The following is a 25,704-nucleotide window of genomic DNA, read 5'->3' on the forward strand; positions in this document are numbered from 1 at the left end:
CGTGCGCCGGGGGCGGTACCGGGGCGGGGACCGGGGGCAGGTGGCCCTGGAGTTCGTGGGCATGGTGCCGCTGATCCTGCTGCTCGTCGCGGCGGTGTGGGAGTGCGTACTGATCGGCTACGCGTTCTCCCTGGCCGGGAACGCGGCCGACGAGGCGGCTCGCGCCGGTGCGGTACGGGGCGACGGGGCGTGTGCGGCGGCCGCCACCGAGCACATCGGGGGCGCGTGGAACCTCACGACCGACTGCGGGCCGTCCGGCGACGTGTACAAGGCCACGGTCCGGCTGGAGATCCCGGTCTTCTACCCCGGCCTGGGCTTCGGCCGGATCAGCGGCGAGGCCGGCGCGGCCATGGAGAGGGAGGCGAACTGAGATGCCCCGCCACTGCGATCAGCGGCCCGGCCCGGGGCTCGTGCCGGGCGGTACGCCCGCGCCCGGCGCAGGAGGTCCCGCGGCCAGGGCGGGCCGCCGGGGCGACCGGGGCCAGGTGGCCCTGGAGTACATCGGCTTCGTGCCGATCCTGCTGTTCGTCGCGCTGTGCGGGATCCAGCTGGGCTGGATCGCGTACGTCCACGAACAGGCCGACACCGCCGCCCGCACGGCGGCCCGCGTGGAGGCCCGCAAGGGATCGGGGGGTGCCGCCGCCGGCCGGGCGGCGGTCCGCGGCGGCCTCACGGCCGATGTGGCCATCAGCAAGAGCGACGACGCCGTCACCGCCACCGTGACGATCAAGGTCAACGCCATCGTGCCCGGACTGGACGTCCCCGACGCCAAGGCCACCGCAGTCATGCCCAACGACGACCCGACCGGAGCCCGCCCATGAGCCTGCGTTCCCGGGTCAGCACCCCCGACGACCGCCACAGCCCCCGCGAGGACGGCCGGCTCGTCTCCTCCTACCGCGCCAAGCTGCTGGAGGAGATCGACCTCGCCGAGATGTCCGCGCTCGCGCCCGCCGAGCGCCGGGCGCGCCTGGAGCGCGTGCTCGGGCACATCATCAGCCGCGAGGGCCCCGTCCTCTCCACCGCCGAGCGCGCCCAGCTGATCCGCCGCGTCGTCGACGAGGCGCTCGGCCTCGGCGTGCTCGAACCACTCCTCGAAGACGCCTCCATCTCCGAGATCATGGTCAACGGCCCCGACCAGATCTTCGTGGAGCGCTCCGGCCGGGTCGAGCAGCTCCCCATCCGCTTCGCCTCCCACGAGCAGCTGATGCAGACCATCGAGCGCATCGTCTCCACCGTCAACCGGCGCGTGGACGAGGCCAATCCGATGGTCGACGCGCGCCTGCCCAGCGGCGAGCGCGTCAACGTCATCATCCCGCCGCTCTCCCTCACCGGCGCGACCCTCACCATCCGCCGCTTCCCGCGCGCCTTCACCCTGCACGAGATGATCGCCCTCGGCTCCCTCGACGAGCAGATGCTGCTCCTGCTCTCCGGGCTGGTCCAGGCGAAGATGAACCTGATCGTCTCCGGCGCCACCGGCACCGGGAAGACCACCCTCCTCAACGCCCTCTCCGGACTGATCCCCGAGGGCGAGCGCGTCATCACCATCGAGGACTCCGCCGAGCTCCAGCTCCAGCAGGCGCACGTCATCCGCCTCGAATCCCGGCCCGCGAACGTGGAGGGCAAGGGCCAGATCACCATCCGCGACCTCGTACGCAACTCCCTGCGCATGCGCCCCGACCGCATCATCGTCGGCGAGGTCCGCGGCGGCGAGACCCTCGACATGCTCCAGGCGATGTCCACCGGCCACGACGGCTCCCTCGCCACCGTCCACGCCAACAGCTCGCAGGACGCCCTGATGCGCCTCCAGACCCTCGCCTCCATGTCCGAGGTCGAGATCCCCTTCGAGGCGCTCCAGGACCAGATCAACAGCGCCGTCAACGTCATCGTCCAGCTCACCCGCTTCGGCGACGGCTCGCGCCGCATCACGGAGATCTCCATCCTCGACTCCCACGGCCGCGAGCCGTTCCGGATCACCACCGTGTGCCGTTTCATCGCCCAGCCCATGGGGGCCGACGGGCGCGTGCACGGCTACTTCGCCTACGCCCCGCTGCCCCGCCGGATCGCGGAGCGCCTCTACATGAGCAACCAGCCCATCCCCCAGGCCTTCGGGGTCGCCCCGCCGGAGGACTACCCCGACCCGCTGACCTCCCGGACCGTGCTGTGACCAACCTCGTCCTCCTCACCCTCGGCGCCACCCTGCTGGCGGGCCTGTTCGTCTCCCTCGGCGTGCACGCGTACGCGGCCGGGCTCGCCCAGCGCGCCGCCCTCATCGACCGGCTCTCCGCCGAGGGCGCCCCCGAGCCCGCCGGCCGCCGACGCCGCTTCCAGGGCCTGGACCGGCGCCTGCGCAGGACGCGGCTGGGCCGGCGCATCGAACTGAAGCTGGCGACCACCGGCCTGGACCTCACCCCGGGCGAGTTCTTCGCGTACGTACTGATGGCCGTCGCCGGGGTGTGGCTGGTCTCCGCCTCCCTCCTCGCGCCCTTCTTCGGCCCGGTGGCCGGCCTGATCGGGCTGTGGGCCGCCAACGCCTTCCTCAACTGGCAGCGGGCCCGGCGCACGGAGCGGTTCATCAACCAGCTGCCCGAGCTGGCCCGCATCCTCGCCAACGCCACCCAGGCCGGGCTCGCCCTGCGCACGGCCGTCGGGATCGCGGCGGAGGAGCTGGAGGCCCCGGCCGGGGAGGAGCTGTCCCGGGTCGCGGACCGGCTCGCGGTCGGCCACTCCATCGAGGAGGCGCTCGGGGAGATCGTGGAACGGCTCCCGTCCCGCGAGCTCGTCGTCCTCGTCTCCACCCTCGTGCTGTCCGCCCGGGCGGGCGGCGCCATCGTCGGCAGCCTGCGGAACCTGACGGTGACCCTGGAGCAGCGCAAGGAGACGCGCAGGGAGATCCGTACGCAGCTCTCGCAGGTCACCGTGACCGCCTACCTCGTCCCGGCGATCGGCCTCGGCTCCCTCCTCCTCGTCGACGTGATGATGCCGGGCGCGCTGGACCGGATGACCGGCGCCTGGATCGGGCAGACGGCGGTGCTGACAGCGCTCGGCCTCTTCACCCTCGGGTTCGTCCTCATCCGCCGCCTGTCGAAGATCGACGTCTGAGGGGCCGGCCACCGCGATGAACACCTACCTCCCCCTCCTGCTGGCCCTGGCCACCGCCCTGTCCGTCTTCGGGATCCTCCACGGCATCCGGCTCTACCGCGCCGACGTCAAACTCCCGACCGACCTCGCCCTCGCCCTGGAGGTCGGCGCCACCCGCACGACCGCCGTCGGCTCGGTCGTCGACCGCCTCGGCATCCGCTGGGCGCCGCTGGTGCTGCGGCTGATGGGGCCCAAGCAGGTGGCCCGCAAGCGCCGCCAGATCGACATGGCGGGCAACCCGGCCGGCCTCACCATCGACCGCTACGCCGCCCGGCGCGCGGTGTACGGCTTCCTGGGCGGCCTCGGCGCCCTCGCGATGCTGATGAACGGCAAGCTCGTCCCCGCCCTCCTCATGACCGCCTTCGGGCTGTTCTGGATCGAGGCCGGGCTGTGGTCGGCGATCCGGATCCGCCGGGACAACATCGAGCGGACCCTGCCGGACTTCCTGGACGTCCTCGCGGTCGTCGTCAGCGCCGGACTGGGCTTCCGGCAGGCCCTCGAACGCGTCGCGGGCAAGTACGAGGGCCCGTGGGCCGACGAGGTCCGGATCACGCTCCAGCAGATGGACATGGGCGTCAGCCGCCGCCAGGCCTTCGACGAGCTGCGCCGGCGCAACGACTCCGAGCAGGTCGCGCAGTTCGTCACCGCCCTCCAGCAGGGCGAGGAGCTGGGCTCCCCGATCGTGGAGACCCTCATCGCCATCGCCGAGGACATGCGGCGCACGGACGCCCAGAACGCCCGCCGGCGGGCCGCCCGGGCCGTCCCCAAGGCCACCTTCGCGGTGACCATGTTCATGCTGCCCGGGACCCTGATCCTCCTCGTCTGCGGCTTCGTCTACGGCGCGAACGTCGACTTCGGCGCGCTGCTGGGGGGCGGCTGAGCCATGCGCCTGGAAGCCAACGCCCTCCAGGCCCTGTGCAGGCAGGTCTTCGCGGTCCGGCTGGTCATGATCCCCCTGGGTGCCCCGCTCGCCCTGGGCCGGACGGCGCCGGGCGCCCCCACGTACCTGGTGGCGGCCTCCGTGGCCCTCACCTTCCTCCTGTCGTACGCCCTCTTCCGCGACTGGGAGCGCTTCGGGCCGCTGCTGCTGCGCCACCGGTGGCTGCTGGCGGCGGACATGGCGGTGGGCGCGCTGCTCCTGGTCACGGCGACCCCGTCGTCCCCGCTGGGGCTGGTGGCCCTGGGCACGCCGCTCCTCTCCGGCCTCGTGTACGGCTGGCGCGGATCCGCCGTCTTCGCGGCGGCGCAGACGGTGGTGGTGGCCGCTCTGGGCGGCGGCCTGGTCCTCTCCTTCCTGTGCGTCCTGTCCGGCGCGGCGGGCTCCTCCGTCCGCGACTTCCTCTTCCGCCTCTCCGAGACCCGGGCACGGCTGACGGCGGCCGAGGCGGTCCGGGAGGAGCGGGAACGGCTCGCGCGGGAGATGCACGACTCGGTCTCCAAGACCCTGCACGGCCTGGCCCTGGCCGCCGACGCGCTCGCGCGCACGTCGGACCCGGCCCTGGTCCGCAGGCAGGCCGAGGAGGTGGCCTCGGCGGCCCGCCGCGCGGCCTGCGAGTCCCGTGCCCTGTTGACGGACCTGCGGGCCGATCCGGTCCCCCTCCTGCCGGCGCTGCACGCGCTGGACGCGCGGGTCCGGGTCTGGGGCGCGGTCCCGGCCCTGCCCCCGTCCGTGGCCCGGCACGTGGTCGCCGTGGCCGCGGAGGCGGTGGAGAACGCACGCCGCCACGCGGAGGCGTCCGAGACCCTGCTCACCGTCTCGGCGACCGGTACGCACCTCACCGTCTCGGTGGAGGACGACGGCCGGGGCCTGCCGGCGCGGTTCCCGTCCGCGGGCCACTTCGGCGTGCGCGGCATGCGGGAACGCGCGGCGGCGATCGGAGCCGCCCTGTCCCTGGGCCCCCGCCCGGCCGGCCGCCCGGGCACCCGTGTCCGTCTCTCGCTCCCGCTGGAGGGGATCCGATGACCCCGACCCCGACGACCCCGATCGACGTCCTGATCGCCGACGACAACCCGGTGGTGCGGGCCGGGCTGAGCGCGCTGCTGGCCACCGCGGGGGACCTCCGGGTGGTGGCGCAGGCCCGCGACGGCAGGGAGGCCCTGCACCTGACGCGGGTCCACGCCCCGGACGTGATCCTGCTGGACGTCCGGATGCCGGGGGTGGACGGCATCTCGGCGCTGCCGCACCTGGTGTGCCTGGCGCCGGTCCTGATGCTGACGTACAGCCAGGAGGCCGACCAGATCCGCGAGTCCCTGCTGCTGGGCGCGGGCGGCTACCTGATCCACGGCGAGTTCACCGCGGACGAACTGGTCCGGGCGGTACGCGACGCCCGCGCCGGCCGCGCCCACTTCACCCCGACGGCGGCCACGGCGGTCCTCGCGGAACTGCGGTCCTCTTCGCAAACGCAACCTTCTGTGGCACAGTCGACGGAGCGCGTGCACAACTCCGTTGTCTTCGGGCTGAGTTCGCGGGAGGTGGAGATCATGGACCTGATCGCGTCCGGCATGAACAACCAGCAGATCGCGGGCGCCTGCTTCATCAGCGAGAAGACGGTCAAGAACCACATCAACCGCATCTTCGCGAAGCTCCAGAGCGCGAGCCGCAGCGAGGCGATAGCCCGCTGGCTGGGAACCGCCCGTCCGGGGGTGACCGGTCGTGGGTAGACGCCGTGCGCAATGGGACCGTATTTGGGCCCCGGGACCCTTGGTTATCTCTCGTCACTCCCCGTACCGTCCGCAGATCGACAGCGGAACCGGACCGGGAGGGACCCCCTATGTCGAACAACACGCTGACCAGGTTGCGCAAGCGGTACGCGGGCAAGGGTGCGAGGGATCGCGGGCAGACGGCGTTCGAGTACCTGGGGATCATCCTGGTGGTCGTGGTGATCATCGGGGCGATCGTCGGTACGGGTATCGGGCAGGCGATCACGAACAAGATCACCACTGCGGTAGCGAGCATCACTGCGGGGAAGTGAGGCAGCAGGGGTTTCGGGACGAGCGGGGGCAGGCGTTCCCCGTCTACATCATCGTGGTGGTGGGCCTGCTCTTCGCCGCCCTGGCCTTCTTCGTCGTGGGGCAGGCGGGGGTCACCCGCAGCAATGCGCAAGGTGCTGCTGACGCTGCCGCCCTTGCAGCGGCCGGGGAGGCGCGGGACAACACCTTCACCGGGCTGGACCTGTTCGGTCTTACGCCCGCGGACTGGGCGAAGCTCGTGCACGGTGACCTGCTCACGGGGCGGGGAGCGTGTGCCAAGGCGGCCGAGTTCGCGGCTCTGAACGACGCCGTTGCCGAATGCGAGGCGGCCATCCCGGAAGTCAGCGTCACCGTGACCACGAAGGGGACCGTAGGGGAGTCGGTGGTGCCGGGCACTGAGAGCGTTCACGGCAAGGCCACGGCCAAGGCCCGCATCAAGCCCCGCTGCTCGCTGACTTCGGCCCCGGCCCCTCCGTCTCCCACACCGACCCCGGACCCGACGTCGAGCCCGAGTCCGAGCCCGAGCTCCACGCCGGGGCCGGGAAGCGTCAAGTTCGTCTGCGACGGGGAGTCACTCACTTTGGATCTGGCGCATCCGGGCTCACTGAGCAAGCTGGCGAAGGCGCTGTTCGCCGTCCGGCTGATCGATTGACACGTACACGAGATAAGGAAGCTGCGTAGATGAGCACTCGGCACTCGGTGAAGGTTCGCGGGGGAGTGGCTGCCGTGGCTGCGGTCGTTCTGGCGATCACGGTGGCGGGGTGCGGCGGGGGAGACGACAAGCCCAAGGCCGCCCCGGGGCCGTCGTCGGCGAAGTCGCAGGGAGACTCCTCGAAACCGCAGACGTCGAGCGGCGAGCCCAAGCCCGCCCCGACGGAGGTGCTCGCAACGGTCAACGGCGAGCAGGGCATGACTCTCACGATCAACTCCGCCGCGCGGGATGCAGGCGGCTTCCTCACGATCAGCGGTCAGCTCAAGAACACGGGCAGCCAGGCCTTCGGCAGCACTGCCGCGTGGCGGGGCAACGAACTCAACAGCAGCGGCTCCTCCGTCGCGGGCGTGACACTCGTCGACAAGGCCGGCAAGAAGCGCTACTACGTGTTGCGGGACACAGAGGGCAGGTGTCTGTGCACCACGGGATTGACCATCATCGAGGCTGGCCAGACAGTGCCGTTCTTCGCGCAGTTTCCTCTACCGCCCGCCAGCACGAATCAGGTGGACTTCAACATGCCCACCTTCGCCACGGCCACCGTCAAAATCTCCGGGTGACCCCATGACACAACGCCACCGCGCAGCCGCAGCCACCGCCGTAGCCGGGCTCGTCATCGCCGGCACCCACCTCCTCGGCGCGACGAGCGCCCACGCCGACGACCCCAAGCCCTCCGTACCCCCCGGCACGGAGCCGTCCGCCGCCGCGCCCGTGCCCGTCGACCCCAACGCCCCCGGCCTCAAGATCCCCCAGGGCGGCACCCTCGCCCCCGTCAAGGTGCTCGACATCGCCGAGGTCGTCGAAGACCTCGGCGGCGAGCAGCGCCGCCAGGAGACCAACCAGAACGTCATGATGGCCCTGCAGTCCGAGGTTCTCTTCCCGGAGAACAGCGCCGTCTTCAACGCCCAGGCCGCATCCCGCATCCAGGCCATCGCGCAGGAGATCAACACCCAGAAGGCCACCCGCATCCGCGTCTTCGGCTTCACCGACGACCAGGGCAGCTACGAACACGGCCAGGAGCTCTCCAAGCAGCGCGCCGACGCCGTCCAGGCCGAGCTGGCCAAGACCGTCACCAACCCAGGCGTCACCTACGACGTCCGCGGCTACAGCGAGGACTACCCGATCGCGGACAACAGCACCGAGGAAGGCCGCAAGAAGAACCGCCGGGTCGAGATCACCTTCCCCCGCGGCGCGGCCGGCTAGGCATCGGCGGGACCGTGCCCCCGTGGGGAGCGGGTCCCGCCGACGGGACACGGGAGACGGTCACCAGTACATGACCGACGCGCCCCCGGAGCCCCAGGTGGAGTACATGCGTACGCGGAGGACGTAACGGCGACCCGCGAAGAGCTTGACCTCGAAGCGGCCGTTGCGGTCCTCGCCGCTGTCGTCCTCTCCGGTGACGAAGCGGAGGTCCTCACCGCCGGCCGCCTCGAAGAGGACCATCTTCACGTCGGCGTTGCCGAAGGTCCCGAACCGGTAGTTCTGGCTGGCATCGGGGACCACCTCGAAGTCGGCCTGCTCTCCGGAGCCGAGGCCGAGGACCGCCGACTGGAACGGCTTCAGCTCGGGCACGTGGGGCGACAGTGGCGGATACCAGGTGCGCACGTACTCCTTGTCCTGATCGGACAGCTTGAGCGGGGAAGGGATGCCGGCGTTCCGGTATTCCTCCGGCTTCTTGATCAGGCCGGGTTCGAAGCCGTACTCCATGACCGACTTCACGTCCCACTTCGAGCCGGTCACCTGGTGCGTCGAGAGCTTGCGGATGATGTTGTGGTAGGTCGTCTCCCGCGGCCAGAAATTGGGGGAGCCCGCCATGTAGCGGTAGACCTCGTCCTCGTCCCACTCGATGCCGGCGAACGGGTTCTGGTGTTCATGGCAGAAGCCGATCGCGTGCCCTATCTCGTGACGGACCGTGGCCTTTCCGTAGGGCGTGGTCGGATCCCATCCGAAGTTCATCGTGGCCTCTGCGGAACCGATGCCGAGGCAGTCCGTACCCACGTAGGACCAGGAGCCGTCATCGGCGAAGGTGATCCGGATCTCCGCTTCCGGAGGGTTGTCCTCGGGACGGAACCGCAGCCCGATCCCGAGGCTTTCCCACTCCTCGAAACCGTTGTGGACCTCGGTCAGCCACGCCTTGGCCACACCGTTGCCGGCGCCGTCGAGGAAGCTGTACCGCACCTGAGTGCCGTTCACCCACTTCGACCGGTTGGCGAGTATCGCCCTGGTCCGGGGAAGGCTCAGGTCCGGGGGTAGTTCGGGGAGTCTCTGCGGAGGCTGGGCGCAGTACCGCCGGGCAGTCTCCTCCTGCTGAGTGGCCATGGTGGTGCTCCTGACTTCGTACTCGAAGCTCTGGAGACGAGTGATCACCGTCGACGAACCAGGGTCGAACCGATTCCCCCGGATTTCATGCTGCTCCTGATGCCGCTGCCGTGCATCCCGGGGCGGCGTGCGTCCGTTCGTGGGGCGTGTGTGGGCCGATCTGCTGACGTCGGCTCCTGCGGACTCAAGGCGCCGGGGTTGTTGTCCGTTTATCCCAAGGACGTTCATACCCCTTTCCTTCCGGAGGAGCGCTTGATGAGTCGTGAGCACAGGGCCACGTCCCTCCTTGGCCCCGTCGCCCGCAGTCGGGCCTGGGCCGCGGGGGGCGCGCTGGCCGCCCTCTCGCTCGTGCTCGTGGGCGTGGCCGGCCCGGCCGTCGCGGCGGGGACGCCGACGGCACCGGCCGCGGCCGGCGTGAGCAACCCGTGCGCCTCGCACGATCACCCTGACGCTGACGGCCGTCCGTCGAAGGGCGGCGGCTCCGAGGACGAGGACGAGGACGACGACGGCGACGATTACGGAACCCGGCGCCAGGACAAGTGCCCGCCGAAGGGCGTCCCCGGTCCGCCGGGACCGGCAGGCCCACAGGGTCCGGCGGGCCCCAAGGGCGAGACCGGCTCGCAGGGCCCGGCGGGTGAGCGGGGCGAGACGGGCGCGACGGGGGCCCAGGGCCCCCAGGGTGAGACGGGCGCGCAGGGTCCGGCCGGTGCGCAGGGGCCCCAGGGCGAGACGGGCGCCACCGGTGCGCAGGGTCCGCAGGGTGAGACGGGCGCGCAGGGTCCGGCCGGTGCGCAGGGGCCCCAGGGCGAGACGGGCGCCACCGGTGCGCAGGGCCCGCAGGGCGAGACCGGCGCCCAGGGGCCCCAGGGCGAGACGGGCGCCACTGGTGCGCAGGGTCCGCAGGGCGAGACGGGTGCGACCGGGGCCCAGGGCCCCCAGGGTGCGACCGGGGCGCAAGGGCCGGTCGGTCCCACCGGGCCGTGCGTCGACGTGTCGACCTCGTGGGACGAGGCCGAGGTCAAGTACAAGGCCGTCCTGCTGCCCAACGGCACCGCGCTGGCGGGCGTCTACGACTTCAACGCCCCGAACCCCGTGCGGCCCGCCTATACCTGGTACGACCTCTCCGCCAACTCCACGGGCTATCCGCCCAACCCCTGCGGCATCACGATCGCGGAGACCGGCAACGACGTCATCGTCGAAGTGGTCACCACCACCGGGGAGATCTACGAGACCACCTGCCCCGTGAACCGCGGCGAACCGGACCGCCTCGACTGTCCCACCACCCGGATCTGGACCCCGGCCGTGCCGCAGCCGCCGGGATCGACCCCGCCGCCGCCCCTCGCGAAGAACGGCCCGCGGCGTCACTGACCCGTCACGCGGTCGCCCCAGGGGGGGAGCCGTCAGATGGGGTGCGGGGGGACCATCAGGTTGTAGATCTCCACGATCTTCGTGTCGAACTGCGGCGCCCCCAGATCCTGCGCGGCGGGGATCAGGACCTCCTCCAGGAAGCGCTCGTAGTCGTCCTTCGACTCCCACACGTCGATGACCACCCACCCGTCCGGGTCGCCGGGCATCGCGGCGTGGGAGATGAGCCCGGCGGGCGGTTTCGTGACGTCGGGCATGACACGGTCGTGCAGGGCCTGGTAGCCCTCCCGGTCCCAGCCCGCGCCCGTGTTCTGCACAAGAACGGCCATGGCCCCTCGCTTCCCGATCGCCCCCCGAACACGACGCTACGCCGCCCGGCGCCGGGCGGCGAGGCGGTCCGGGCGGCGTCCGGGCAGGGGATGGGCCTCGCCGGCCTCGATGTCCCCGATCGGCGCGGGCCCGGCCCTCCCCGTATGCCGCTGACGTTTGTCACTTTCGTCCGGCCCCAACTCGGCCCAGGGTGGCAGGAGATGGACGTGGCGAGGGGGGAGCGGGCGCGTGACGGCGGCGGAGTGGGTGACGGGGGTGGTGACCGCCGGGCCGGGCAGGGCCGGGGTCGCGAGGGTGTGGGCGCGGTCGCTGGTGGAGGTGGTCCGGCGGCGGCCGGCGGTGCCCGGGGTACGGCACTCCGCCGGGGTGCGGCAGCTGGTTCTGCCGCTGGTCGCCGTCGAGATCGTGACCTCGTTCCTCGTGTCCTCGATGATCCCGCCGCCGGTCCGGCCCGCCCACGCGGCGCTGGAGGCGCTGCTGATCACGGGCGGGCTCGCCCTGGTGGCCGCCCTGGTGCGGCATCCGCACCAGGTGGACGCCGAGCGGCTGGTCCTGCGCACCGGGTTCCTCGGAGAGGTGGCGTTGCCGCGCTCGGCGGTCCGGTCCGTGTCGCCCGTCATCCGGACCGTGGGCGGCCGGGGGCCGCGGCCCGTGCCGGGGGAGCCGGGGGCGGTGGCCTGCTCGGTGGGCGGCTCGCTGGACGTGGCGGTGCGCCTGGACCCGCCCGTACGCCTGGACCTGGGCGCCGCCGGGGTGGTCGACGCCAGGACCGTCTACGCCTCCGCCGATTCCTTCGCCGCCCTTTCCGCCGCCCTGAGGGCGGTGTAGGAATTCACTCCGGATTTCCCCGTCGGGGAAATTCGGCGTGAAAGTGTGGGTGCGAAACGTTTCGGCGTATCCGGGCGCCGTGCAGGAGAGGTGGATCCGCCCTGTGCAGGGGTGCGGCGCAACGGGCGGCCCGGTGTGTCGGATCATGGATTTTCGGCCATCTTTGCAGGTGGGGAAGGGTGTCTAATTTGCGCCCGAAGAGGGTTTATTGGCCATTCGGCGGTCATCGGATCATCTGGTGACTGCTCGTTCCGGGTGAAGGGCTCGTCCAATCCAATTGACCGGCAAGTGCTCCCTGATATCAATTTCCGTGTGCTCGGATCCGAGCCGGATGACCCCCTCCTTTTGGCTTGAGTCAATCACTCCTGCCCGCGTCGAGAATGGAATCCGCATCATGGCCCTCGCCCCCCGCAAGACGCTCGCCCTCGCCGTGCTCGCCCTGACCGCCTCCCTCCTGCCGGCCGGTACGGCCGGTGCCGCGGGCGCCGCCCAGCAGGCCGCCGTTCCCGGCCGGTACTGCCTCGCCAACGCCTGGGGGACCCCGAACGTCTCCACGAAGCCCTGCGACGCCGCGGACCAGGGCCAGCACTGGACCGTCTCCGGCCACCAGATCGCCCTCACCAACGCCCGCGGCTACTGTCTGGCCAACAACTGGGGCACCCCGGACGTCTCGACGAAGCCGTGCAACCCCAACGACCAGGGGCAGTACTGGAACGTCGCCGGCCAGAAGATCTCCCTCGCCTTCGCCCCGGCGTACTGCTTCGCCAACGCCTGGGGGACCCCGAACCTCTCCACGAAGCCCTGCGACTCCGCCGACCGCGGACAGAACTGGGTGGTCTTCAACGACCAGATCAGCCTGGCCCTCGTCTGACCTCCCGCTCCCGCGCCCGGGGCCGCAGCCTCGGCGGCCCCGGGCGCGGGGCGTACACCCCCTAGTCCTCCACGATCACCGGCATGAGCATCGAGTACGTCTCCTCGTCGTCGCCGCGGCTGATGGTCAGCGGCCTGGGGCCGGTCCCGGCCTCCAGGACCAGCCGGTCCCGGTCCGCCGCGGCCAGGGCCTCCAGTAGGAAGGCGCGGTTGACGCCGATCCGGTCCCCGGGGGAGGCGTGCTCGCGGACCGAGACCGGCCCCCCGTCCGTCACCTCCAGCACGCTCACGTCGTACGCCGCGCCGTCCTCCTCCCGCACCTGGCTCCGTACCGGCCCGCCCAGCAGCGCCTCCCGGAACGCGGGCACGTCCACCGGGGCCCGGCGTCCGGCCGGCAGCCGGGAGAGCCGGCGGTAGTCGGGGAAGCCGGTGGCGCCGCACCGGCCGCCCGCCTGCCGCTCCCCGGCCTCCAGGACCACCCGGTCCCCCTCGACCCGCAGCTCCGCCGACCCTTCGGCGCCGAGCAGCGCCCGCATCGCGTCGGCCAGCGGGGACGGGACGACGGCCTGGACGCGGGAGCCGTCGTACTCCCCTTCCCCGGCGCCGGTGACGCCGGTCGCCGAAACGGCCAGCCGGTACCGGTCGGTGGCGACGACCCGCAGCGTCCCGCCCTCGGCGTCGAACAGGACGCCGCCGAGCATCGGCAGCTCCGGATCGGTGCTCGCGGCGAACCGGACCGCGTCCAGCGCCGCGGCCAGCCCGGGCGCGGACACGGTCAGGCGGACGGGGGCCGTGTGCGGATGGGCGAAGGTCGAACTCATCGGGGTCTCCCTGGCGTCGAGAAGGTCACGGACCGTGGAGAACGCGCGGCGCGCGTCGCAGAGCCCCCGCTCCAGCCGGAGCAGGTGCTCCGAGAGCAGCTTCAGCACCAGGGCGGTGTCGGACCCGGACCAGCCGGCCGTCACCAGCCGGATGTCGGCCAGCGGCATCCCGGCCCGCCGCAGGTGCGCCAGCAGCCGTGCCTCGTCCAGCTGGCCGGGCCCGTACCAGCGGTACCCGCTCACCGGATCCACCCAGTCCGGGACCAGCACCCCGGCCCCGTCGTAGAACCGCAGCGCGCTCACGCCGAGCCCGCTGTCCCGGGCCATCTCACCGATACTGCGCATCCCGCTCTCGTTCCCCACGGCCGGAACTCTGCTCCCTCCACCAGGTCGAGGGTCAACCCCGCACGGTGGCCGTGCATATGATCGGACCCATCCGTGATGGGGGGAGCGTCATGTCGGGGGATGTCGACCAGGACCAAGCGGGCATGCGCCTGAACTCCGGGCCGGGGCCGGGGCCGTTGGCTCCTGCCGGTCCCGGGGACTTCGCCTCGACGCCGCAGCAGAAGAAGGCGGCGGCGGGCCTGATCGAGACCGAGTTCGAGCCGAACACCAAGAAGGCCGCCGAGCACGCGGACGGCGCCACCGCAGCGGCCCAGAAGGGATTCGACGGCTGGGACACGGCCGCCGGACTCAAGAAGGTCGCGGAGACCTGGGACCAGCAGGTGCGGTCGCTGATGGGCCGGCTCGCCGGGGAGAAGACGGCGCTGCGGGGGGCCGCGGGCCTCTTCGCCGGCAACGACGTCGCGGTGCACGACCAGTTCCGGTCCCAGTCGAAGCTGAACCACCTCTGAGGGGCCCGTGGTGCTGACCTACGGCGAAGTGATGACCACGGACCTCGGCCTGCTGACGGCGGCGGCCGCCAAGTGGGACGCGATGGCGGGCGAACTGCAGAAGGTCGAGACCCGCTACGGCGAGACCATCCAGAAGATCACCCTCGGGAACGACTGGTCCGGCGTGAGCGCCGGGGTGGCCCGCACCAAGTTCACGGCGACCCGCTACGAGTACTCCGCCGCGCAGAACCAGGCCAAGGCGATCGCGAGCCTGTTGCGCGGGGCCCACGAGCAGCTCACCGACCTCAGGAGGAAGCTGGAGAGCGCCCGCGACGACGCGGTCGCCGCGGGCATGACCGTGTCCGCGGAAGGCCGGGTCGCCTTCGACTTCGCCCGGCTCACACCCGCTGAGCGCAGCGCCTACCAGCACGACCCGGACGGTCAGGCCACCGTACGCACCGCCGTCGAGAAGTGGCAGAAGCACCTCGACGACCGGGTGAAGGCCGTCTCCGACGCCGACACGCACGTGAAGGACGCCCTCGAATCGGCCGTCGTCGACAGGAACCGGGACGCCCTGGGGCAGGGCAGCGGCGCGGACGAATCCCTGACCGGCTTCAACAGCTACGCCGAGGGCGACCTGGCGAAGGCCGAGAAGTACGTCCCGCCGGTCCTCCGGGACCGCGAGGACCCCGTGACGGTGACCGGGCCCGACGCCGGCTTCACCGTCAGCGGCATCAAGTACGGCAAGGAGGGCTCGGTCAAGCTGTACGCCGACCTCTTCCACGCCACCGCGAAGGGAGAGGGCGAACTCGCGGGGCTGAAGCTCTCCGCAGTGGAGGACGTGTACGGGGGCATCAGGGGCACCGCGAACTTCGGCGCCAGCGAAAAGGGCGTCAGCGGCAAGGCCGAGGCGTCCGCCGGCCTGCGGATGCTGGAGGAGGTCCGGGTCGAACGCGGTTCGCACGCCGCCTACGGGCGCGTGGAGGGGTTCGCCGGGGGCGAGGTCAGCGGCACCGCCAAACTGAACAGGGAGGAGGTCACCATCGGGGCGAAGTCCTTCGCCGGGGTGAAGGGCACCGTTGCCGGCGGTGTCGAGTCCGGTGGTCTGGGCGTCGGTGTGGTGGCCGAACCATGGGCGGGTGCCGGCTGGGAAGGGTCCTTCGGCTGGCGGAAGGACGAGAAGACCGGCGCGTGGAAGGTCGGCGGGAAGGCGGGCGCCGCCGAGCTCTTCGGCGGTGCGGTGGGGCTGGAGATCACCGTGGACCCGGGCAAGCTCAAGAAGACCGCCGGTGACGTGGCCCACGAGATCGGCAGCTGGTTCGACTGATGTCCGTTTCCGCGCAAGGAGGTTCAGGGATGCCCACGACACTGCCCGTGCCGATCGCGTTCACGCTGCCGACGGGCTGGCGGCCCGTTCCGGCCTTTCCCGACGTCGCCTACGCCGCCGTGCACCCGCGGCCGGACGCCGGGTTCGCGGCGAACATCACCGTCGACGGCGGGCTGCCCAAGGAGGACGTGATGCCGGCCGAACTCGCCGACGCGTCGGTCGAGCGGCTGCGGGAGTTCGCCGACTCGGTGGTGGTGACCCACCGCCAGGAGCTCGGCTCCGCCGACGCGCCCGCGCTGGCCCAGCGGGTCACCTTCTCGGCCGTCGCGGGCGACGACCGCCGGGACTTCGTCCAGTCCCAGGTCTACCTGTTCCTGCCGGACGGCGAGGACCCGCGCCGGCGCGCCCTGGTCCGGCTGGCGCTGACGTCCACCGCGGACCAGTACGAAAGCGTCCTGGAGGACTTCCAGGACTTCGTGCGCACGGTACGCCCGGACGACGGGGCGGAGGACTGACCATGGGCCGCGTCTGGGACAAGGTCACCGGCACCAAGTACCCCGACAGGGGGATCAAGCCCCTGCCCACCATGGAGCTCCGGGAAGCGCTCCTCGCGCTGGGCGGCCCCGACGCGCTGTTCCGCGTACGCCACGCCTTCCCGAAGGAGAAGGCCGACCTGGTGGCGGAGCGCCGGATCGCGAAGCTGGACCTGACCGTCAAGATCCGGCTGCGCCTGGTGCCCGGCACCCGCGAGGTGCGGACGCTCGAAGAGCAGTGGGGCAACCTCTCGCACGAGTACTCCGGCAGCAGGCAGTACGGCCGCGGGGGCTCGACCCGCATCGCCCGCGAGTGGGAGTTCCAGAAGGGCCCGGACGGCCGCCGGCGCCTGGTCGAGACCTTCCGCTACGACTCCCGCGACATGAAGGACCCCCTGCGCAACACGGTCCTCGCCGCGGGCTGGACCTGGCGGGGCGTCCTCTTCAGGTGGTGACCGGTCCCGGCCGGCTCAGCCCGCCGTCTTGAAAGCCGTCGTGTCGATCTCGCACGAGAAGGGGGCGGGTACCGGCAGGGGGGTGCCGAAGGAGACCGTCCTGTGGGCGCGGTAGCCCTGCGGGGAGGGGTCGGAGAAGCAGGTGATCTCGTCCTCCTGCATGTCGACTACGAGGTACACGGGCACCAGCTGCCCGTACACCTGGAGCTTCTCCTGCCAGTCGGCGTCCCTGGTGGAGGTCGACGTGAACTCCGCTACGAGGCTCAGGGCCTCCCCGTCACCGTGCCGCTCCTCTGTCAGGAACGCGGCGCGGTCGACGACGTAGAGGTCAGGCCCGTAGGCACGGCCGACTGATGGGAAGCTGAACAGGAACGGTGCGTGGGTGGCCACCTGGTCTGCCGCGACGTGCTCCATCAACTGTTCCCGCAGGGATTCCATGGGGATGAAGTAGCGAAGCCTGGACCACGGTGACACGACGATCTTCCCCCGGATGAGCTCGGCCTTGTGGCCGTCTGGCGTGTTCATCTCCTCGACCGTGCGCAGCACGTCCTCGAAGGTCCGTTCCCCCTCGGTGACCTCTATGGGCCGGGGTCGCTCGATCATGGCTGTCACCGTGGTCCTCCGGGCGGCGTCGGTGTCTCGTCACGCTGCGTGCCTGTTCCCAGGCTAGCGCGGCGGACCGACGGCCGCCCCGGCCGTGAGGGCGCTCACCCGTTCGGGGGCGCGTCCGCCCCCAGCAGCCGCAGTGCCGCCTCGCGGGCGCGGAGGGCCGGTTCCGGGCCCGGGGTGAGGGCGGCCACCACCGTGGCGCCCTCGGCCAGGATGAGGAGCTGGTCCGCGAGGGCGGGGGAGTCGGTCAGGGTGCCCAGCAGGGAGCGCAGCTCCGCCTTGTGGCGGCGTACGACGTCCAGTACCGCCGCGGGGCCCGTGCCGAGCTCCCCGTACGCGTTGAGGAAGGCGCAGCCGCGGAAGCCGGGCTCCGAGAACCACCGCGCCAGCCAGTCGAACACCGCCGGCACCGGTTCCTCGGCCGCCGCCACCGCCTCCCGCAGGCCGCCGATCCAGCGGGCGTCGCGCCGCTCCAGGTAGGCGGCGACCAGCGCGTCCTTGGCCGGGAAGAGCCGGTAGAGCCGCTTGAGCGGTACGCCCGACTCCGCGCGGATGCGGTCCATGCCGACGGCCTGGACGCCCTCGGCGTAGAACAGGGCCTCCGCCGCGTCGAGCAGTCGGGTGCGGGCCTCTTCGTCGTCCATGGGGTGAAGGGTAGTGCAGAACCGCTTGCGTTGAGAACGCTCGTTCTCTACTTTGAGAACGAGCGTTCTCCGTCTCCCGATCCGAGAGGAACCCGCCGTGCTCAAGCCCCCGTTCACCGAGGAGACCGCCCGCGCCAAGGTGCAGGCCGCAGAGGACGCCTGGAACACCCGCGACCCCGAGCGCATCGCCCTCGCCTACTCCGAGGACTCCGCCTGGCGCAACCGCGACCGCTTCCTCACCGGCCGCGCCGAGATCCGCGCCTTCCTCGCCGAGAAGTGGGAGCGCGAGCTGGACTACCGCCTGCGCAAGGAGCTGTGGGCGTACACCGGCAACCGCATCTCCGTCCGCTTCGAGTACGAGTGGCACGACGCCGGCGGCCAGTGGTGGCGCAGCCACGGGAACGAGCAGTGGGAGTTCGACGACGACGGCCTGATGCGCCGCCGCGAGGCCAGCATCAACGACGTCCCCATCGAGGAGTCCGAACGGCGGCTCCGCGCCTGACCGACCGTGTCCGTCCCGTACCCTCCTGTCCCGTTTCGGTAGTTTGGCGTGGCGTACGCGCCGGGCGATGCGCGCGGGCAGGAGGTGCAGGCCGGTGCCGGAGTCCAGGCGCGGGAAGCGGGCGGCGCGGGCCGCCGGGGCCCTCGACGAGCGGCTGCCGCTGGCCGAGCTCACCCGCGGGGCGCTGCGGAAGGTCTTCCCCGACCACTGGTCCTTCCTGCTGGGGGAGCTGGCCCTCTACAGCTTCGCCGTCCTGCTGCTGACCGGCGTGTACCTGTCGCTCTTCTTCGACCCGTCGATGCGCGAGACCCCCTACCAGGGCTCGTACGAGCCGCTGCACGGCGTCCTCATGTCGCAGGCCTACCTCTCCACCCTCCGCATCAGCTTCGACGTCCGCGGCGGCCTGCTGATCCGCCAGATCCACCACTGGGCGGCGATCGTCTTCCTCGCCGCCATCGGCGCGCACATGCTCCGGGTGTTCCTCACCGGCGCCTTCCGCCGCCCCCGCGAGCTGAACTGGGTGATCGGGGTGACCCTGTTCCTGCTGGCGATGCTGGAAGGCTTCGCCGGCTACTCGCTCCCCGACGACCTGCTGTCCGGCACCGGACTGCGCATCGCCCAGGGCGTCATGCTGTCCGTCCCCGTCATCGGCACCTACCTGAGCTGCTTCGCCTTCGGCGGCGAGTTCCCCGGCCAGGACATCGTCCCCCGCCTCTACCCCGTGCACGTCCTGCTCGTCCCCGGCCTGCTGCTGGGGCTGGTCACCGTGCACCTGCTGCTCGTGTTCCACCTCAAGCACACCCACTGGGCGGGCCCAGGCCGCACCGCCCGCAACGTCGTCGGCCTGCCCTTCTTCCCCCAGTACCTGGCCAAGTCCGGCGGCCTCTTCTTCGCCGTCTTCGGGGTCCTCGCCGCGCTCGCCGCCGTCGCGCAGGTCAACCCGATCTGGGTGTACGGCCCCTACCGCGCCGACCTGGTCTCCGACGGCTCCCAGCCCGACTGGTACATCGGCTTCCTGGAGGGCGCCCTGCGGCTGATGCCCGGGGTCGAGACCCGCCTGTGGGGGCACACCATCTCCTGGAACCCCCTGGTGACGGCCGTCCTCATGCCCGGCCTGCTGTTCACCGTGCTCTACGCCTACCCCTTCTTCGAACGCTGGATCACCGGCGACACCGGCGAGCGGCACCTGTGCGACCGCCCCCGCGACCGGCCGGTCCGCACGGCCCTCGGCGCGGCGGCCCTCTCCTGGTACGCGGTGCTGCTCCTCGCCGGGGCCCAGGACATCCTGGCGTTCCTCTTCGCCCTGCCCCTGCCCCCGCTGACCTGGACGCTGCGCGCCGCCCTCTTCGCCGTGCCGGCGGCGGTGTTCTGGCTCACCCGGCGGCTGTGCCTGGCCCTCCAGTCGCACGAGCGGGAGCTGCTGACGGACGGTGCGGAGACGGGCCTGGCGGTGCAGGACGCCGAGGGCGCCTTCCACCCGCGGTACGAGGCGCTCCCGCCCGGGGAGCGGTACACCATGCTCGCCCGGGACCTGCCCGCACCGCTGGAGTACGACGGCGACCCCACCCGGTCCCTGCCGCGCCGGGTTTTGTCCCGCACCCGGGCGGCCGTCAGCGTCTGGTTCCACCGCGACCGCGTCCCGTACCCGCTCACCCCCGAGCAGCGCCGCAAGGCCGCCGCCACCCTCGCCGGACCGGACCGGCCCGAGGACCCCGGGCCCCCGCGGGGCTGAGCTACTCCGGGTGGTCCAGGTTCTGGAAGGCGAAGCCGAGGACGCCCGGCAGCAGCACACCGAAGCCGATCAGGCACAGCCACAGCCCCTGCACCACGCCCAGCCCGACCAGCGCGCTCCCGGCCGCCGTCAGCACGGGGTAGGGGCTGCGCGCCGGGAAGAAGGCCCGCCGCCCGCCGGCCTCCCGCACCTCGGCGTCCGCCCGGTCCTCCGGGCGCTCCCCGCCCCGCCGGTACTGCCGCCACAGGAACGCCGCGACCAGCGCCGACATCGCGAAGGACACGCAGAGCGCGGCGATGCCCGCCGGCTCGTCGGACAGCCCCCCGTAGACGGCGGTGGCGGCCCCGAAGAACAGGGCCGTACCGGTGAAGAGCCAGGCCTCACCTCTCAACGGGCACCTCCGGGTGGTGAAGGTCGAAGGCCGGGGACTCCGAACGGATCCGCGGCAGGGCGTGGAAGTTGTGCCGGGGCGGCGGGCAGGAGGTCGCCCATTCCAGGGAGCGGCCCCAGCCCCACGGATCGTCGACGGCGACCCTCTCCCCGTACCGCTGCGTGCGCCACACGTTGTAGAGGAACGGCAGCGTGGACAGGCCCAGCAGGAAGGCGCCGACCGTGGAGACGGTGTTGAGCAGGGTGAACCCGTCGGCCGCGAGGTAGTCGGCGTACCGGCGGGGCATGCCCGCCTCGCCCAGCCAGTGCTGCACCAGGAAGGTGGTCTGGAAGCCGGTGAACAGGGTCCAGAAGTGGATCCGGCCGAGCCGCTCGTCCAGCATCCGCCCGGTCAGCTTGGGCCACCAGAAGTAGAGGCCGGCGAAGGTGGCGAAGACGATCGTGCCGAAGAGGACGTAGTGGAGGTGGGCGACGACGAAGTAGCTGTCGGTCAGGTGGAAGTCCAGCGGCGGCGAGGCGACCAGCACCCCGGTCAGCCCGCCCAGCAGGAAGGTGACGAGGAACCCGACGGACCACAGCATCGGGGTCTCGAAGGAGAGCGAGCCCTTCCACATGGTCCCGATCCAGTTGAAGAACTTCACCCCCGTCGGCACCGCGATCAGGAACGACAGCAGGGAGAAGAAGGGGAGCAGCACGGCGCCGGTGGCGAACATGTGGTGGGCCCACACGGTGGCGGACAGGCCGGTGATGGCGATCGTCGCCCCGATCAGGGCCACGTACCCGAACATCGGCTTGCGGCTGAAGACCGGCAGGATCTCGCTGACCACGCCGAAGAAGGGCAGGGCCACGATGTAGACCTCGGGATGCCCGAAGAACCAGAACAGGTGCTGCCACAGCAGCGCGCCGCCGTTCGCCGGGTCGAAGACGTGCGCGCCGAACTTGCGGTCCGCCTCCAGGGCCAGCAGGGCGGCGGTGAGCACGGGGAAGGCCAGCAGCGCCAGGATCGAGGTGAACAGCACGTTCCAGGTGAAGACCGGCATCCGGAAGAGCGTCATGCCGGGCGCGCGCAGGCAGATGACCGTGGTGATGAAGTTGACCGCGCCCAGGATCGTGCTGAGCCCCGCCACCGCCAGCCCCATCACCCACAGGTCGGGGCCCGTGCCGGGGGAGAACACCGCCCCGTTGAGCGGGGCGTACGCGAACCAGCCGAAGGCGGCGGCCCCGTCAGCGGTGAGGAACCCGGAGACCACCATCAGCCCGCCGAAGAGGTAGACCCAGTAGGTGAAGGCGTTCAGCCGGGGGAAGGCCACGTCGGGCGCGCCGATCTGGAGCGGCATCACCGCGTTGGCGAAGCCCGTGAAGGTCGGCGTCGCGAACAGCAGCATCATGATCGTGGCGTGGATGGTGAACGCCTCGTTGTACTGCTGGTTCGAGAGGATCTGGAGCCCGGGGCGGGCGAGTTCGGCGCGCATGACCAGGGCGAGGGCGCCGGCGAAGAGGAAGAAGCCGAAGGCCGTCACCAGGTAGAGGTTGCCGATGGTCTTGTGGTCGGTGGTCGTCAGCAGGCGCAGCACCGCGGAGCCCTGCCGCACCCGCCGCTCGGTCTTCCGGGCCGCGTGGTCCACCGCTGTCATCGGGCCTCCAGGGAGCCTCGCCGCCGAGCGTGCACCCCCATGCCCTACCGCCTCCCCGCCCGGCCGCCGCCGCGCCGCGCCGCGTGCGGGGAGCCGGTCCCGCCGACCGGGCGATGCGGTCCGCCGCCCGGACGGGCCGGGACGGGCGACCCGTCCTGGTCCGGGGAGGGGCCGACTCCCGGGGTGGTCCCTGCGCGACTGGCAGTCGATGCCCCGGTTCACCGAGCTTTTCGGCGCCTGCCGGGCCCTGGCCATGGCCGTGGACAAGTGACCGGCTGACGCGGTGCGGGCGTGACGCCCCCGCCCGGCCCGCTCCGCCGGCGGTCAGGCCGTGTCGCCGTGGTGGGCGCGGGTGATCAGGTCCGTGGCGACGTCCAGGGCCGCCAGCCGGGTCTCCTCCGGGTCCCCCTCCACGTGCTGGAGGAACATCATCCCCGCGTGCAGCGTGAACAGGGCGCTCACGCAGCGCACCTGGTCCGCCAGCGGGCCCTCGTCGTTGCGCAGCAGTTCCACCAGGGTGAACAGCCGGCGCTTGACCGTCTCCCCGATGCTCAGCTCCCGCATCGTGGCCTGGTTCTCCTGCATGAAGCGGTACAGCGGAGCGCCCGCCGCCATGGCCTCGCTGTAGCGGCGCAGGATCTCCCGCTTCGTCTCCAGCGTCTTCGGCTGCTCCTGCGCCCACGCGATCAGCTCGTCGATCGGCCGGGTCAGGTCGTCGAAGACGCTGATGATGATGTCTTCCTTGGTCTTGAAGTGGTAGTACAGCGCCGCCTTCGTGACCTCCAGCCGCTCGGCGATCTCCCGGAGCGAGGTCTTCTCGTACCCCTGCTCGGCGAAGAGCTCCAGTGCGACGTCCTGGATGCGCTGGCGCGTGTTGCCACGGCGCGGCTGCTGCGGACTGGTGCTGGACATGGCTCTCCCCGAGTACTTACTTGACGCCCGGCTAGTGACGGGTCTACCTTCCCCAGTGTAGTGAACTAGCCGGGCGGCAAGTAAGTGCCCGGTGCAGTTGCGTGTGGACGGGGAGTGGACATGGCGGAGAACATCAAGGAAGCAGCGGGCGCCGGGGAGGTGAAGCCGCGCAGCGTGCGTGTGGTCCTCATGGCACTCATGATCGCAATGTTGCTCGCCATGCTCGACAACATGATCATCGGTACCGCGATGCCGACCATCGTCGGCGAGCTCGGCGGCCTCGAACACCTCTCCTGGGTGGTCACCGCCTACACGCTGGCCACGGCCGCCTCGACACCGATCTGGGGCAAGATCGGTGACATGTACGGGCGGAAGGGCTCCTTCCTCACCTCGATCATCATCTTCCTCGTCGGCTCCGCGCTCAGCGGCATGGCCCAGGACATGGGCCAGCTCATCGGCTTCCGCGCCGTCCAGGGCCTGGGCGCCGGCGGTCTGATGGTCGGCGTCATGGCGATCATCGGCGACCTGATCCCGCCCCGCGAGCGCGGCAAGTACCAGGGCATGATGGCCGGCGTGATGGCCCTCGCCATGATCGGCGGCCCGCTGGTCGGCGGCACCATCACCGACCACATGGGCTGGCGCTGGTCCTTCTACATCAACCTCCCGCTCGGCGCCGTCGCGCTGGCGATGGTCAGTGCCGTACTGCACCTGCCCAAGAAGAAGTCGCAGGGCAAGATCGACTACGTCGGCGCGGCCCTGCTGACCCTCGCCATCACCTCCACCGTCCTCGTCACCACCTGGGGCGGCACCGAGTACGCCTGGGGCTCCGCCGAGATCATCGGCCTGATCGCCGTCGGCGCCCTGTCCATCGCCGCCTTCCTCTACGCCGAGACCAAGGCCGCCGAGCCGGTCATGCCGCTGCACATCTTCCGCAGCCGCAACTTCACCCTCATGTCGGTGATCGGCTTCCTCGTCGGCTTCGCCATGTTCGGCGGCGTGCTCTACCTGCCGCTCTTCCAGCAGTCCGTCCAGGGCGCCTCCGCCACCAACTCCGGCCTGCTGCTCCTGCCGATGCTGCTCTCGATGATGGCCGTCTCGCTCGTCGCGGGCCGGATCACCACCAGCAGCGGCAAGTACAAGGTCTTCCCGATCGTCGGCGGCGCCCTCATGGTCGTCGGGCTCTTCCTGCTCGCCACCATGGACACCGGCACCACCCGCCTGGTCTCCGGCCTCTACATGGCCGTCCTGGGCGCCGGTCTCGGCTTCCTGATGCAGATCACCATGCTGGTCGCGCAGAACAGCGTCGACATGAAGGACATGGGCGTCGCCTCCTCCTCGGCGACCCTCTTCCGCACCCTCGGCGGATCCTTCGGCGTGGCCCTGATGGGCTCCCTGTTCACCTCCCGGGTCACCGACACCATGTCCGAGCGGCTCGGCCCGCAGGCGGCGCAGGCCGCCGGCACCGCCCAGCTGGACGCGGCCAGCCTGGCCAAGCTGCCCGAGGCCGTGCGCGACGCCTACCAGCACGCCGTGGCCGCCGGCACCCACTCGGCGTTCCTGCTGGGCGCGGCCGTCGCCGTACTGGGCTTCGTGCTCGCCTGGTTCGTCAAGGAGGTCCCGCTGCGGGGCGCGGGTCCGGCCCCGGCCGACGGCGGTCCCGCCAAGGCCGAACAGGCCCCGCAGGACGCCTTCGCGCACTGAGCCGCCGGCCGCCACGGCGTTCGCCGGCGAGGCGGGTGCGGCCCGGGTTCCCCCCGGGCCGCACCCGCCTTTTCGCATGCCCCAACCCGTGTGACAACTGGGGTTATTGAGGCCCAAAGTCCTTATTACCTGGAATTTATTGGGCAATTAGGTGGAACCCCGCCAGGGACCGGGACGTCATGACCCACAGAACCCTTGCAAGGCCGGACGGGGAGTGGACACATGACGAGCACGCAGAAGCACAGCCTCCGGAACCGGATAGCCGTCGGCGCCTCGGCCGCCGCCGTGGCCGCCACCATCTGGGGCGTGACGGCCCTCGTCACCCCGGACGAGGGCCCCGCCGCCCCCCGGACCGGCACCGAATCCCCCGGGGGCGGCAACGGCCCGGGCGCCCAGCCGCCACAGGCCCGGCCGGCCGGGCTGCCCGACAGCATCGCCCACGCCTCCGAATCCGGCGGCAACGCCGTCAACATCACCATCGACGACGGCCCCGACCCCCGCTGGACCCCCCAGGTCCTGCAGGTGCTGGCCGAGCACGACGTCAAGGCCGTCTTCTGCATGATCGGCCCCCAGGCCAAGGCCCACCCCGACCTGGTCAAGAAGGTCGTCGCGGCCGGCCACCGGCTCTGCGACCACTCCATGAGCCACGACACGACCATGGACAAGAAGCCCGTCGCCTACCAGCAGGCCCAGATCCTCGACGCGAAGAAGCTGATCGAGGAAGCCGCCGGCAGCGGCGCCAGGGTCGAGTACTACCGCGCCCCCGGCGGGGCCTTCACCCCCGACAGCCGCCGGATCGCCGCCGCGAACGGCATGCGCCCGCTCGGCTGGAACGTCGACACCAAGGACTTCGGCAAGCCCGGCACCGCCGCCATCGTCGACGCCGTCAAGCGCGAGATCGGCAACGGCCCCACCGTCCTCTTCCACGACGGCGGCGGCGACCGCACGCAGACCGTCGCCGCCCTCGACCAGGTCCTGACCTGGCTGGAGCAGCAGGGCCGGCCCACCGGCTTCCCGGTGCGCACCGCCCCCGACCCCTCCTGACACGCCGCCGGGCGGCGAACGGGTGAGGGTCGGCCGCC

The 25,704-nt window shown here is 71.6% G+C and carries 30 protein-coding genes; 22 read left to right on the forward strand and 8 right to left on the reverse strand.

Features of this window, described 5'->3' with window-relative positions; all coding sequences use genetic code 11:
• Position 1 precedes the first annotated feature (1 nt).
• The 11 genes from D1J60_RS22395 to D1J60_RS22445 all read left to right on the forward strand — a co-directional run bounded on the left by D1J60_RS22395 (position 2) and on the right by D1J60_RS22445 (position 8,020).
• A complete protein-coding gene (locus tag D1J60_RS22395; protein ID WP_241253364.1) occupies positions 2-370 on the forward strand; it encodes a TadE/TadG family type IV pilus assembly protein in 369 nt (122 codons plus the stop codon).
• Position 371: 1 nt separating this feature from the next.
• Entirely contained in the window at positions 372-821 is a 450-nt protein-coding gene (locus D1J60_RS22400) for a TadE/TadG family type IV pilus assembly protein (RefSeq protein WP_125822294.1), read from the forward strand.
• Positions 818-2,164, forward strand: a complete 1,347-nt coding sequence (locus D1J60_RS22405) for a CpaF family protein (protein WP_125602753.1) — start codon at positions 818-820, stop codon at positions 2,162-2,164. The genes D1J60_RS22400 and D1J60_RS22405 overlap by 4 nt, the downstream gene beginning before the upstream one ends.
• Positions 2,161-3,099, forward strand: coding sequence for a type II secretion system F family protein (locus D1J60_RS22410; RefSeq protein ID WP_125822295.1), 939 nt, complete (start codon positions 2,161-2,163; stop codon positions 3,097-3,099). The genes D1J60_RS22405 and D1J60_RS22410 overlap by 4 nt, the downstream gene beginning before the upstream one ends.
• A gap of 16 nt (positions 3,100-3,115) precedes the next feature.
• Positions 3,116-4,018, forward strand: a complete 903-nt coding sequence (locus tag D1J60_RS22415) for a DUF5936 domain-containing protein (protein ID WP_125602755.1) — start codon at positions 3,116-3,118, stop codon at positions 4,016-4,018.
• Between the two features lie 3 nt (positions 4,019-4,021).
• On the forward strand, positions 4,022-5,101 hold the full coding sequence (locus D1J60_RS22420) for a sensor histidine kinase (RefSeq protein WP_125822296.1): 1,080 nt from the start codon (positions 4,022-4,024) through the stop codon (positions 5,099-5,101).
• Positions 5,098-5,799, forward strand: coding sequence for a response regulator transcription factor (locus D1J60_RS22425; RefSeq protein WP_125822297.1), 702 nt, complete (start codon positions 5,098-5,100; stop codon positions 5,797-5,799). The genes D1J60_RS22420 and D1J60_RS22425 overlap by 4 nt, the downstream gene beginning before the upstream one ends.
• Before the next feature lie 110 nt (positions 5,800-5,909).
• Positions 5,910-6,110 carry a hypothetical protein gene (locus D1J60_RS22430; protein ID WP_125822298.1) on the forward strand — a complete coding sequence of 67 codons (201 nt, stop codon included), beginning with the start codon at positions 5,910-5,912 and terminating at the stop codon, positions 6,108-6,110.
• Positions 6,107-6,760 carry a pilus assembly protein TadG-related protein gene (locus tag D1J60_RS22435; RefSeq protein WP_125822299.1) on the forward strand — a complete coding sequence of 218 codons (654 nt, stop codon included), beginning with the start codon at positions 6,107-6,109 and terminating at the stop codon, positions 6,758-6,760. Before D1J60_RS22430 ends, D1J60_RS22435 begins: the two co-directional genes overlap by 4 nt.
• A gap of 29 nt (positions 6,761-6,789) precedes the next feature.
• Positions 6,790-7,377, forward strand: coding sequence for a hypothetical protein (locus tag D1J60_RS22440; RefSeq protein ID WP_125822300.1), 588 nt, complete (start codon positions 6,790-6,792; stop codon positions 7,375-7,377).
• 4 nt (positions 7,378-7,381) lie between these two features.
• Positions 7,382-8,020 (forward strand): OmpA family protein, encoded by a 639-nt coding sequence (locus tag D1J60_RS22445; RefSeq protein ID WP_125602761.1) that lies wholly within the window; start codon positions 7,382-7,384, stop codon positions 8,018-8,020.
• 60 nt (positions 8,021-8,080) lie between these two features.
• Here the strand turns inward: D1J60_RS22445 and D1J60_RS22450 are convergent, their stop codons facing one another.
• Positions 8,081-9,136 carry a M12 family metallopeptidase gene (locus D1J60_RS22450; protein ID WP_125602762.1) on the reverse strand — a complete coding sequence of 352 codons (1,056 nt, stop codon included), beginning with the start codon at positions 9,134-9,136 and terminating at the stop codon, positions 8,081-8,083.
• 255 nt (positions 9,137-9,391) lie between these two features.
• On the opposite strand from D1J60_RS22450, the gene D1J60_RS38695 reads away from it, so the two are divergent.
• The gene (locus D1J60_RS38695; RefSeq protein ID WP_125822301.1) at positions 9,392-10,504 is read left to right on the forward strand and encodes a collagen-like protein; all 1,113 of its coding nucleotides are present in this window, start codon (positions 9,392-9,394) and stop codon (positions 10,502-10,504) included.
• Positions 10,505-10,536: 32 nt separating this feature from the next.
• On the opposite strand, the gene D1J60_RS22460 is transcribed toward D1J60_RS38695, so the two are convergent.
• A complete protein-coding gene (locus tag D1J60_RS22460; RefSeq protein ID WP_125822302.1) occupies positions 10,537-10,830 on the reverse strand; it encodes a hypothetical protein in 294 nt (97 codons plus the stop codon).
• A 229-nt stretch (positions 10,831-11,059) separates the two neighbouring features.
• Here D1J60_RS22460 and D1J60_RS22465 point away from each other — a divergent pair, with 229 nt between their 5' ends.
• Positions 11,060-11,659 (forward strand): hypothetical protein, encoded by a 600-nt coding sequence (locus D1J60_RS22465; RefSeq protein WP_125822303.1) that lies wholly within the window; start codon positions 11,060-11,062, stop codon positions 11,657-11,659.
• 394 nt (positions 11,660-12,053) lie between these two features.
• A complete protein-coding gene (locus D1J60_RS22470) occupies positions 12,054-12,530 on the forward strand; it encodes a ricin-type beta-trefoil lectin domain protein (RefSeq protein ID WP_164720946.1) in 477 nt (158 codons plus the stop codon).
• 61 nt (positions 12,531-12,591) lie between these two features.
• Here the strand turns inward: D1J60_RS22470 and D1J60_RS22475 are convergent, their stop codons facing one another.
• Entirely contained in the window at positions 12,592-13,695 is a 1,104-nt protein-coding gene (locus D1J60_RS22475) for a MerR family transcriptional regulator (RefSeq protein ID WP_164720947.1), read from the reverse strand.
• A 143-nt stretch (positions 13,696-13,838) separates the two neighbouring features.
• On the opposite strand from D1J60_RS22475, the gene D1J60_RS22480 reads away from it, so the two are divergent.
• Genes D1J60_RS22480 through D1J60_RS22495 form a run of 4 tightly spaced genes read left to right on the forward strand, consistent with a single transcriptional unit; the run spans position 13,839 to position 16,498 of the window.
• On the forward strand, positions 13,839-14,204 hold the full coding sequence (locus D1J60_RS22480; RefSeq protein WP_241253365.1) for a hypothetical protein: 366 nt from the start codon (positions 13,839-13,841) through the stop codon (positions 14,202-14,204).
• Between the two features lie 31 nt (positions 14,205-14,235).
• Positions 14,236-15,510, forward strand: coding sequence for a hypothetical protein (locus D1J60_RS22485; RefSeq protein WP_241253366.1), 1,275 nt, complete (start codon positions 14,236-14,238; stop codon positions 15,508-15,510).
• A gap of 29 nt (positions 15,511-15,539) precedes the next feature.
• Complete coding sequence (locus D1J60_RS22490; RefSeq protein ID WP_125822308.1) at positions 15,540-16,025, forward strand: hypothetical protein; 486 nt, start codon at positions 15,540-15,542, stop codon at positions 16,023-16,025.
• Between the two features lie 2 nt (positions 16,026-16,027).
• Positions 16,028-16,498 carry a hypothetical protein gene (locus tag D1J60_RS22495; protein WP_125822309.1) on the forward strand — a complete coding sequence of 157 codons (471 nt, stop codon included), beginning with the start codon at positions 16,028-16,030 and terminating at the stop codon, positions 16,496-16,498.
• A gap of 15 nt (positions 16,499-16,513) precedes the next feature.
• Here D1J60_RS22495 and D1J60_RS22500 read toward each other — a convergent pair whose 3' ends face one another.
• Together D1J60_RS22500 and D1J60_RS22505 are read right to left on the reverse strand one after the other, a co-directional pair.
• Positions 16,514-17,101, reverse strand: coding sequence for a Uma2 family endonuclease (locus D1J60_RS22500; RefSeq protein ID WP_241253367.1), 588 nt, complete (start codon positions 17,099-17,101; stop codon positions 16,514-16,516).
• Positions 17,102-17,205: 104 nt separating this feature from the next.
• A complete protein-coding gene (locus D1J60_RS22505) occupies positions 17,206-17,751 on the reverse strand; it encodes a TetR/AcrR family transcriptional regulator (RefSeq protein WP_125822311.1) in 546 nt (181 codons plus the stop codon).
• A 97-nt stretch (positions 17,752-17,848) separates the two neighbouring features.
• On the opposite strand from D1J60_RS22505, the gene D1J60_RS22510 reads away from it, so the two are divergent.
• Both D1J60_RS22510 and D1J60_RS22515 read left to right on the forward strand, forming a co-directional pair.
• Positions 17,849-18,253, forward strand: a complete 405-nt coding sequence (locus tag D1J60_RS22510; RefSeq protein ID WP_185910976.1) for a nuclear transport factor 2 family protein — start codon at positions 17,849-17,851, stop codon at positions 18,251-18,253.
• A 67-nt stretch (positions 18,254-18,320) separates the two neighbouring features.
• Complete coding sequence (locus tag D1J60_RS22515) at positions 18,321-19,985, forward strand: ubiquinol-cytochrome c reductase cytochrome b subunit (RefSeq protein ID WP_125822312.1); 1,665 nt, start codon at positions 18,321-18,323, stop codon at positions 19,983-19,985.
• Between the two features lies 1 nt (position 19,986).
• On the opposite strand, the gene D1J60_RS22520 is transcribed toward D1J60_RS22515, so the two are convergent.
• The 3 genes from D1J60_RS22520 to D1J60_RS22530 all read right to left on the reverse strand — a co-directional run bounded on the left by D1J60_RS22520 (position 19,987) and on the right by D1J60_RS22530 (position 22,921).
• Entirely contained in the window at positions 19,987-20,376 is a 390-nt protein-coding gene (locus tag D1J60_RS22520; RefSeq protein WP_125597520.1) for a cytochrome c oxidase subunit 4, read from the reverse strand.
• Positions 20,366-22,009: a cytochrome c oxidase subunit I gene (gene ctaD / locus D1J60_RS22525; protein WP_125597517.1), complete on the reverse strand. Its 1,644-nt coding sequence runs from the start codon at positions 22,007-22,009 to the stop codon at positions 20,366-20,368. Before ctaD ends, D1J60_RS22520 begins: the two co-directional genes overlap by 11 nt.
• 324 nt (positions 22,010-22,333) lie before the next feature.
• Complete coding sequence (locus D1J60_RS22530; RefSeq protein WP_125822313.1) at positions 22,334-22,921, reverse strand: TetR/AcrR family transcriptional regulator; 588 nt, start codon at positions 22,919-22,921, stop codon at positions 22,334-22,336.
• 120 nt (positions 22,922-23,041) lie between these two features.
• On the opposite strand from D1J60_RS22530, the gene D1J60_RS22535 reads away from it, so the two are divergent.
• Positions 23,042-24,622 (forward strand): MDR family MFS transporter, encoded by a 1,581-nt coding sequence (locus D1J60_RS22535; protein ID WP_125822314.1) that lies wholly within the window; start codon positions 23,042-23,044, stop codon positions 24,620-24,622.
• 222 nt (positions 24,623-24,844) lie between these two features.
• The gene (locus D1J60_RS22540; RefSeq protein ID WP_125822315.1) at positions 24,845-25,666 is read left to right on the forward strand and encodes a polysaccharide deacetylase family protein; all 822 of its coding nucleotides are present in this window, start codon (positions 24,845-24,847) and stop codon (positions 25,664-25,666) included.
• Positions 25,667-25,704 lie beyond the last annotated feature (38 nt).

Origin of the sequence: Streptomyces sp. W1SF4 (assembly GCF_003950035.1) — a bacterium.
In the GTDB taxonomy this organism is placed as follows: Bacteria; Actinomycetota; Actinomycetes; order Streptomycetales; family Streptomycetaceae; genus Streptomyces; species Streptomyces racemochromogenes.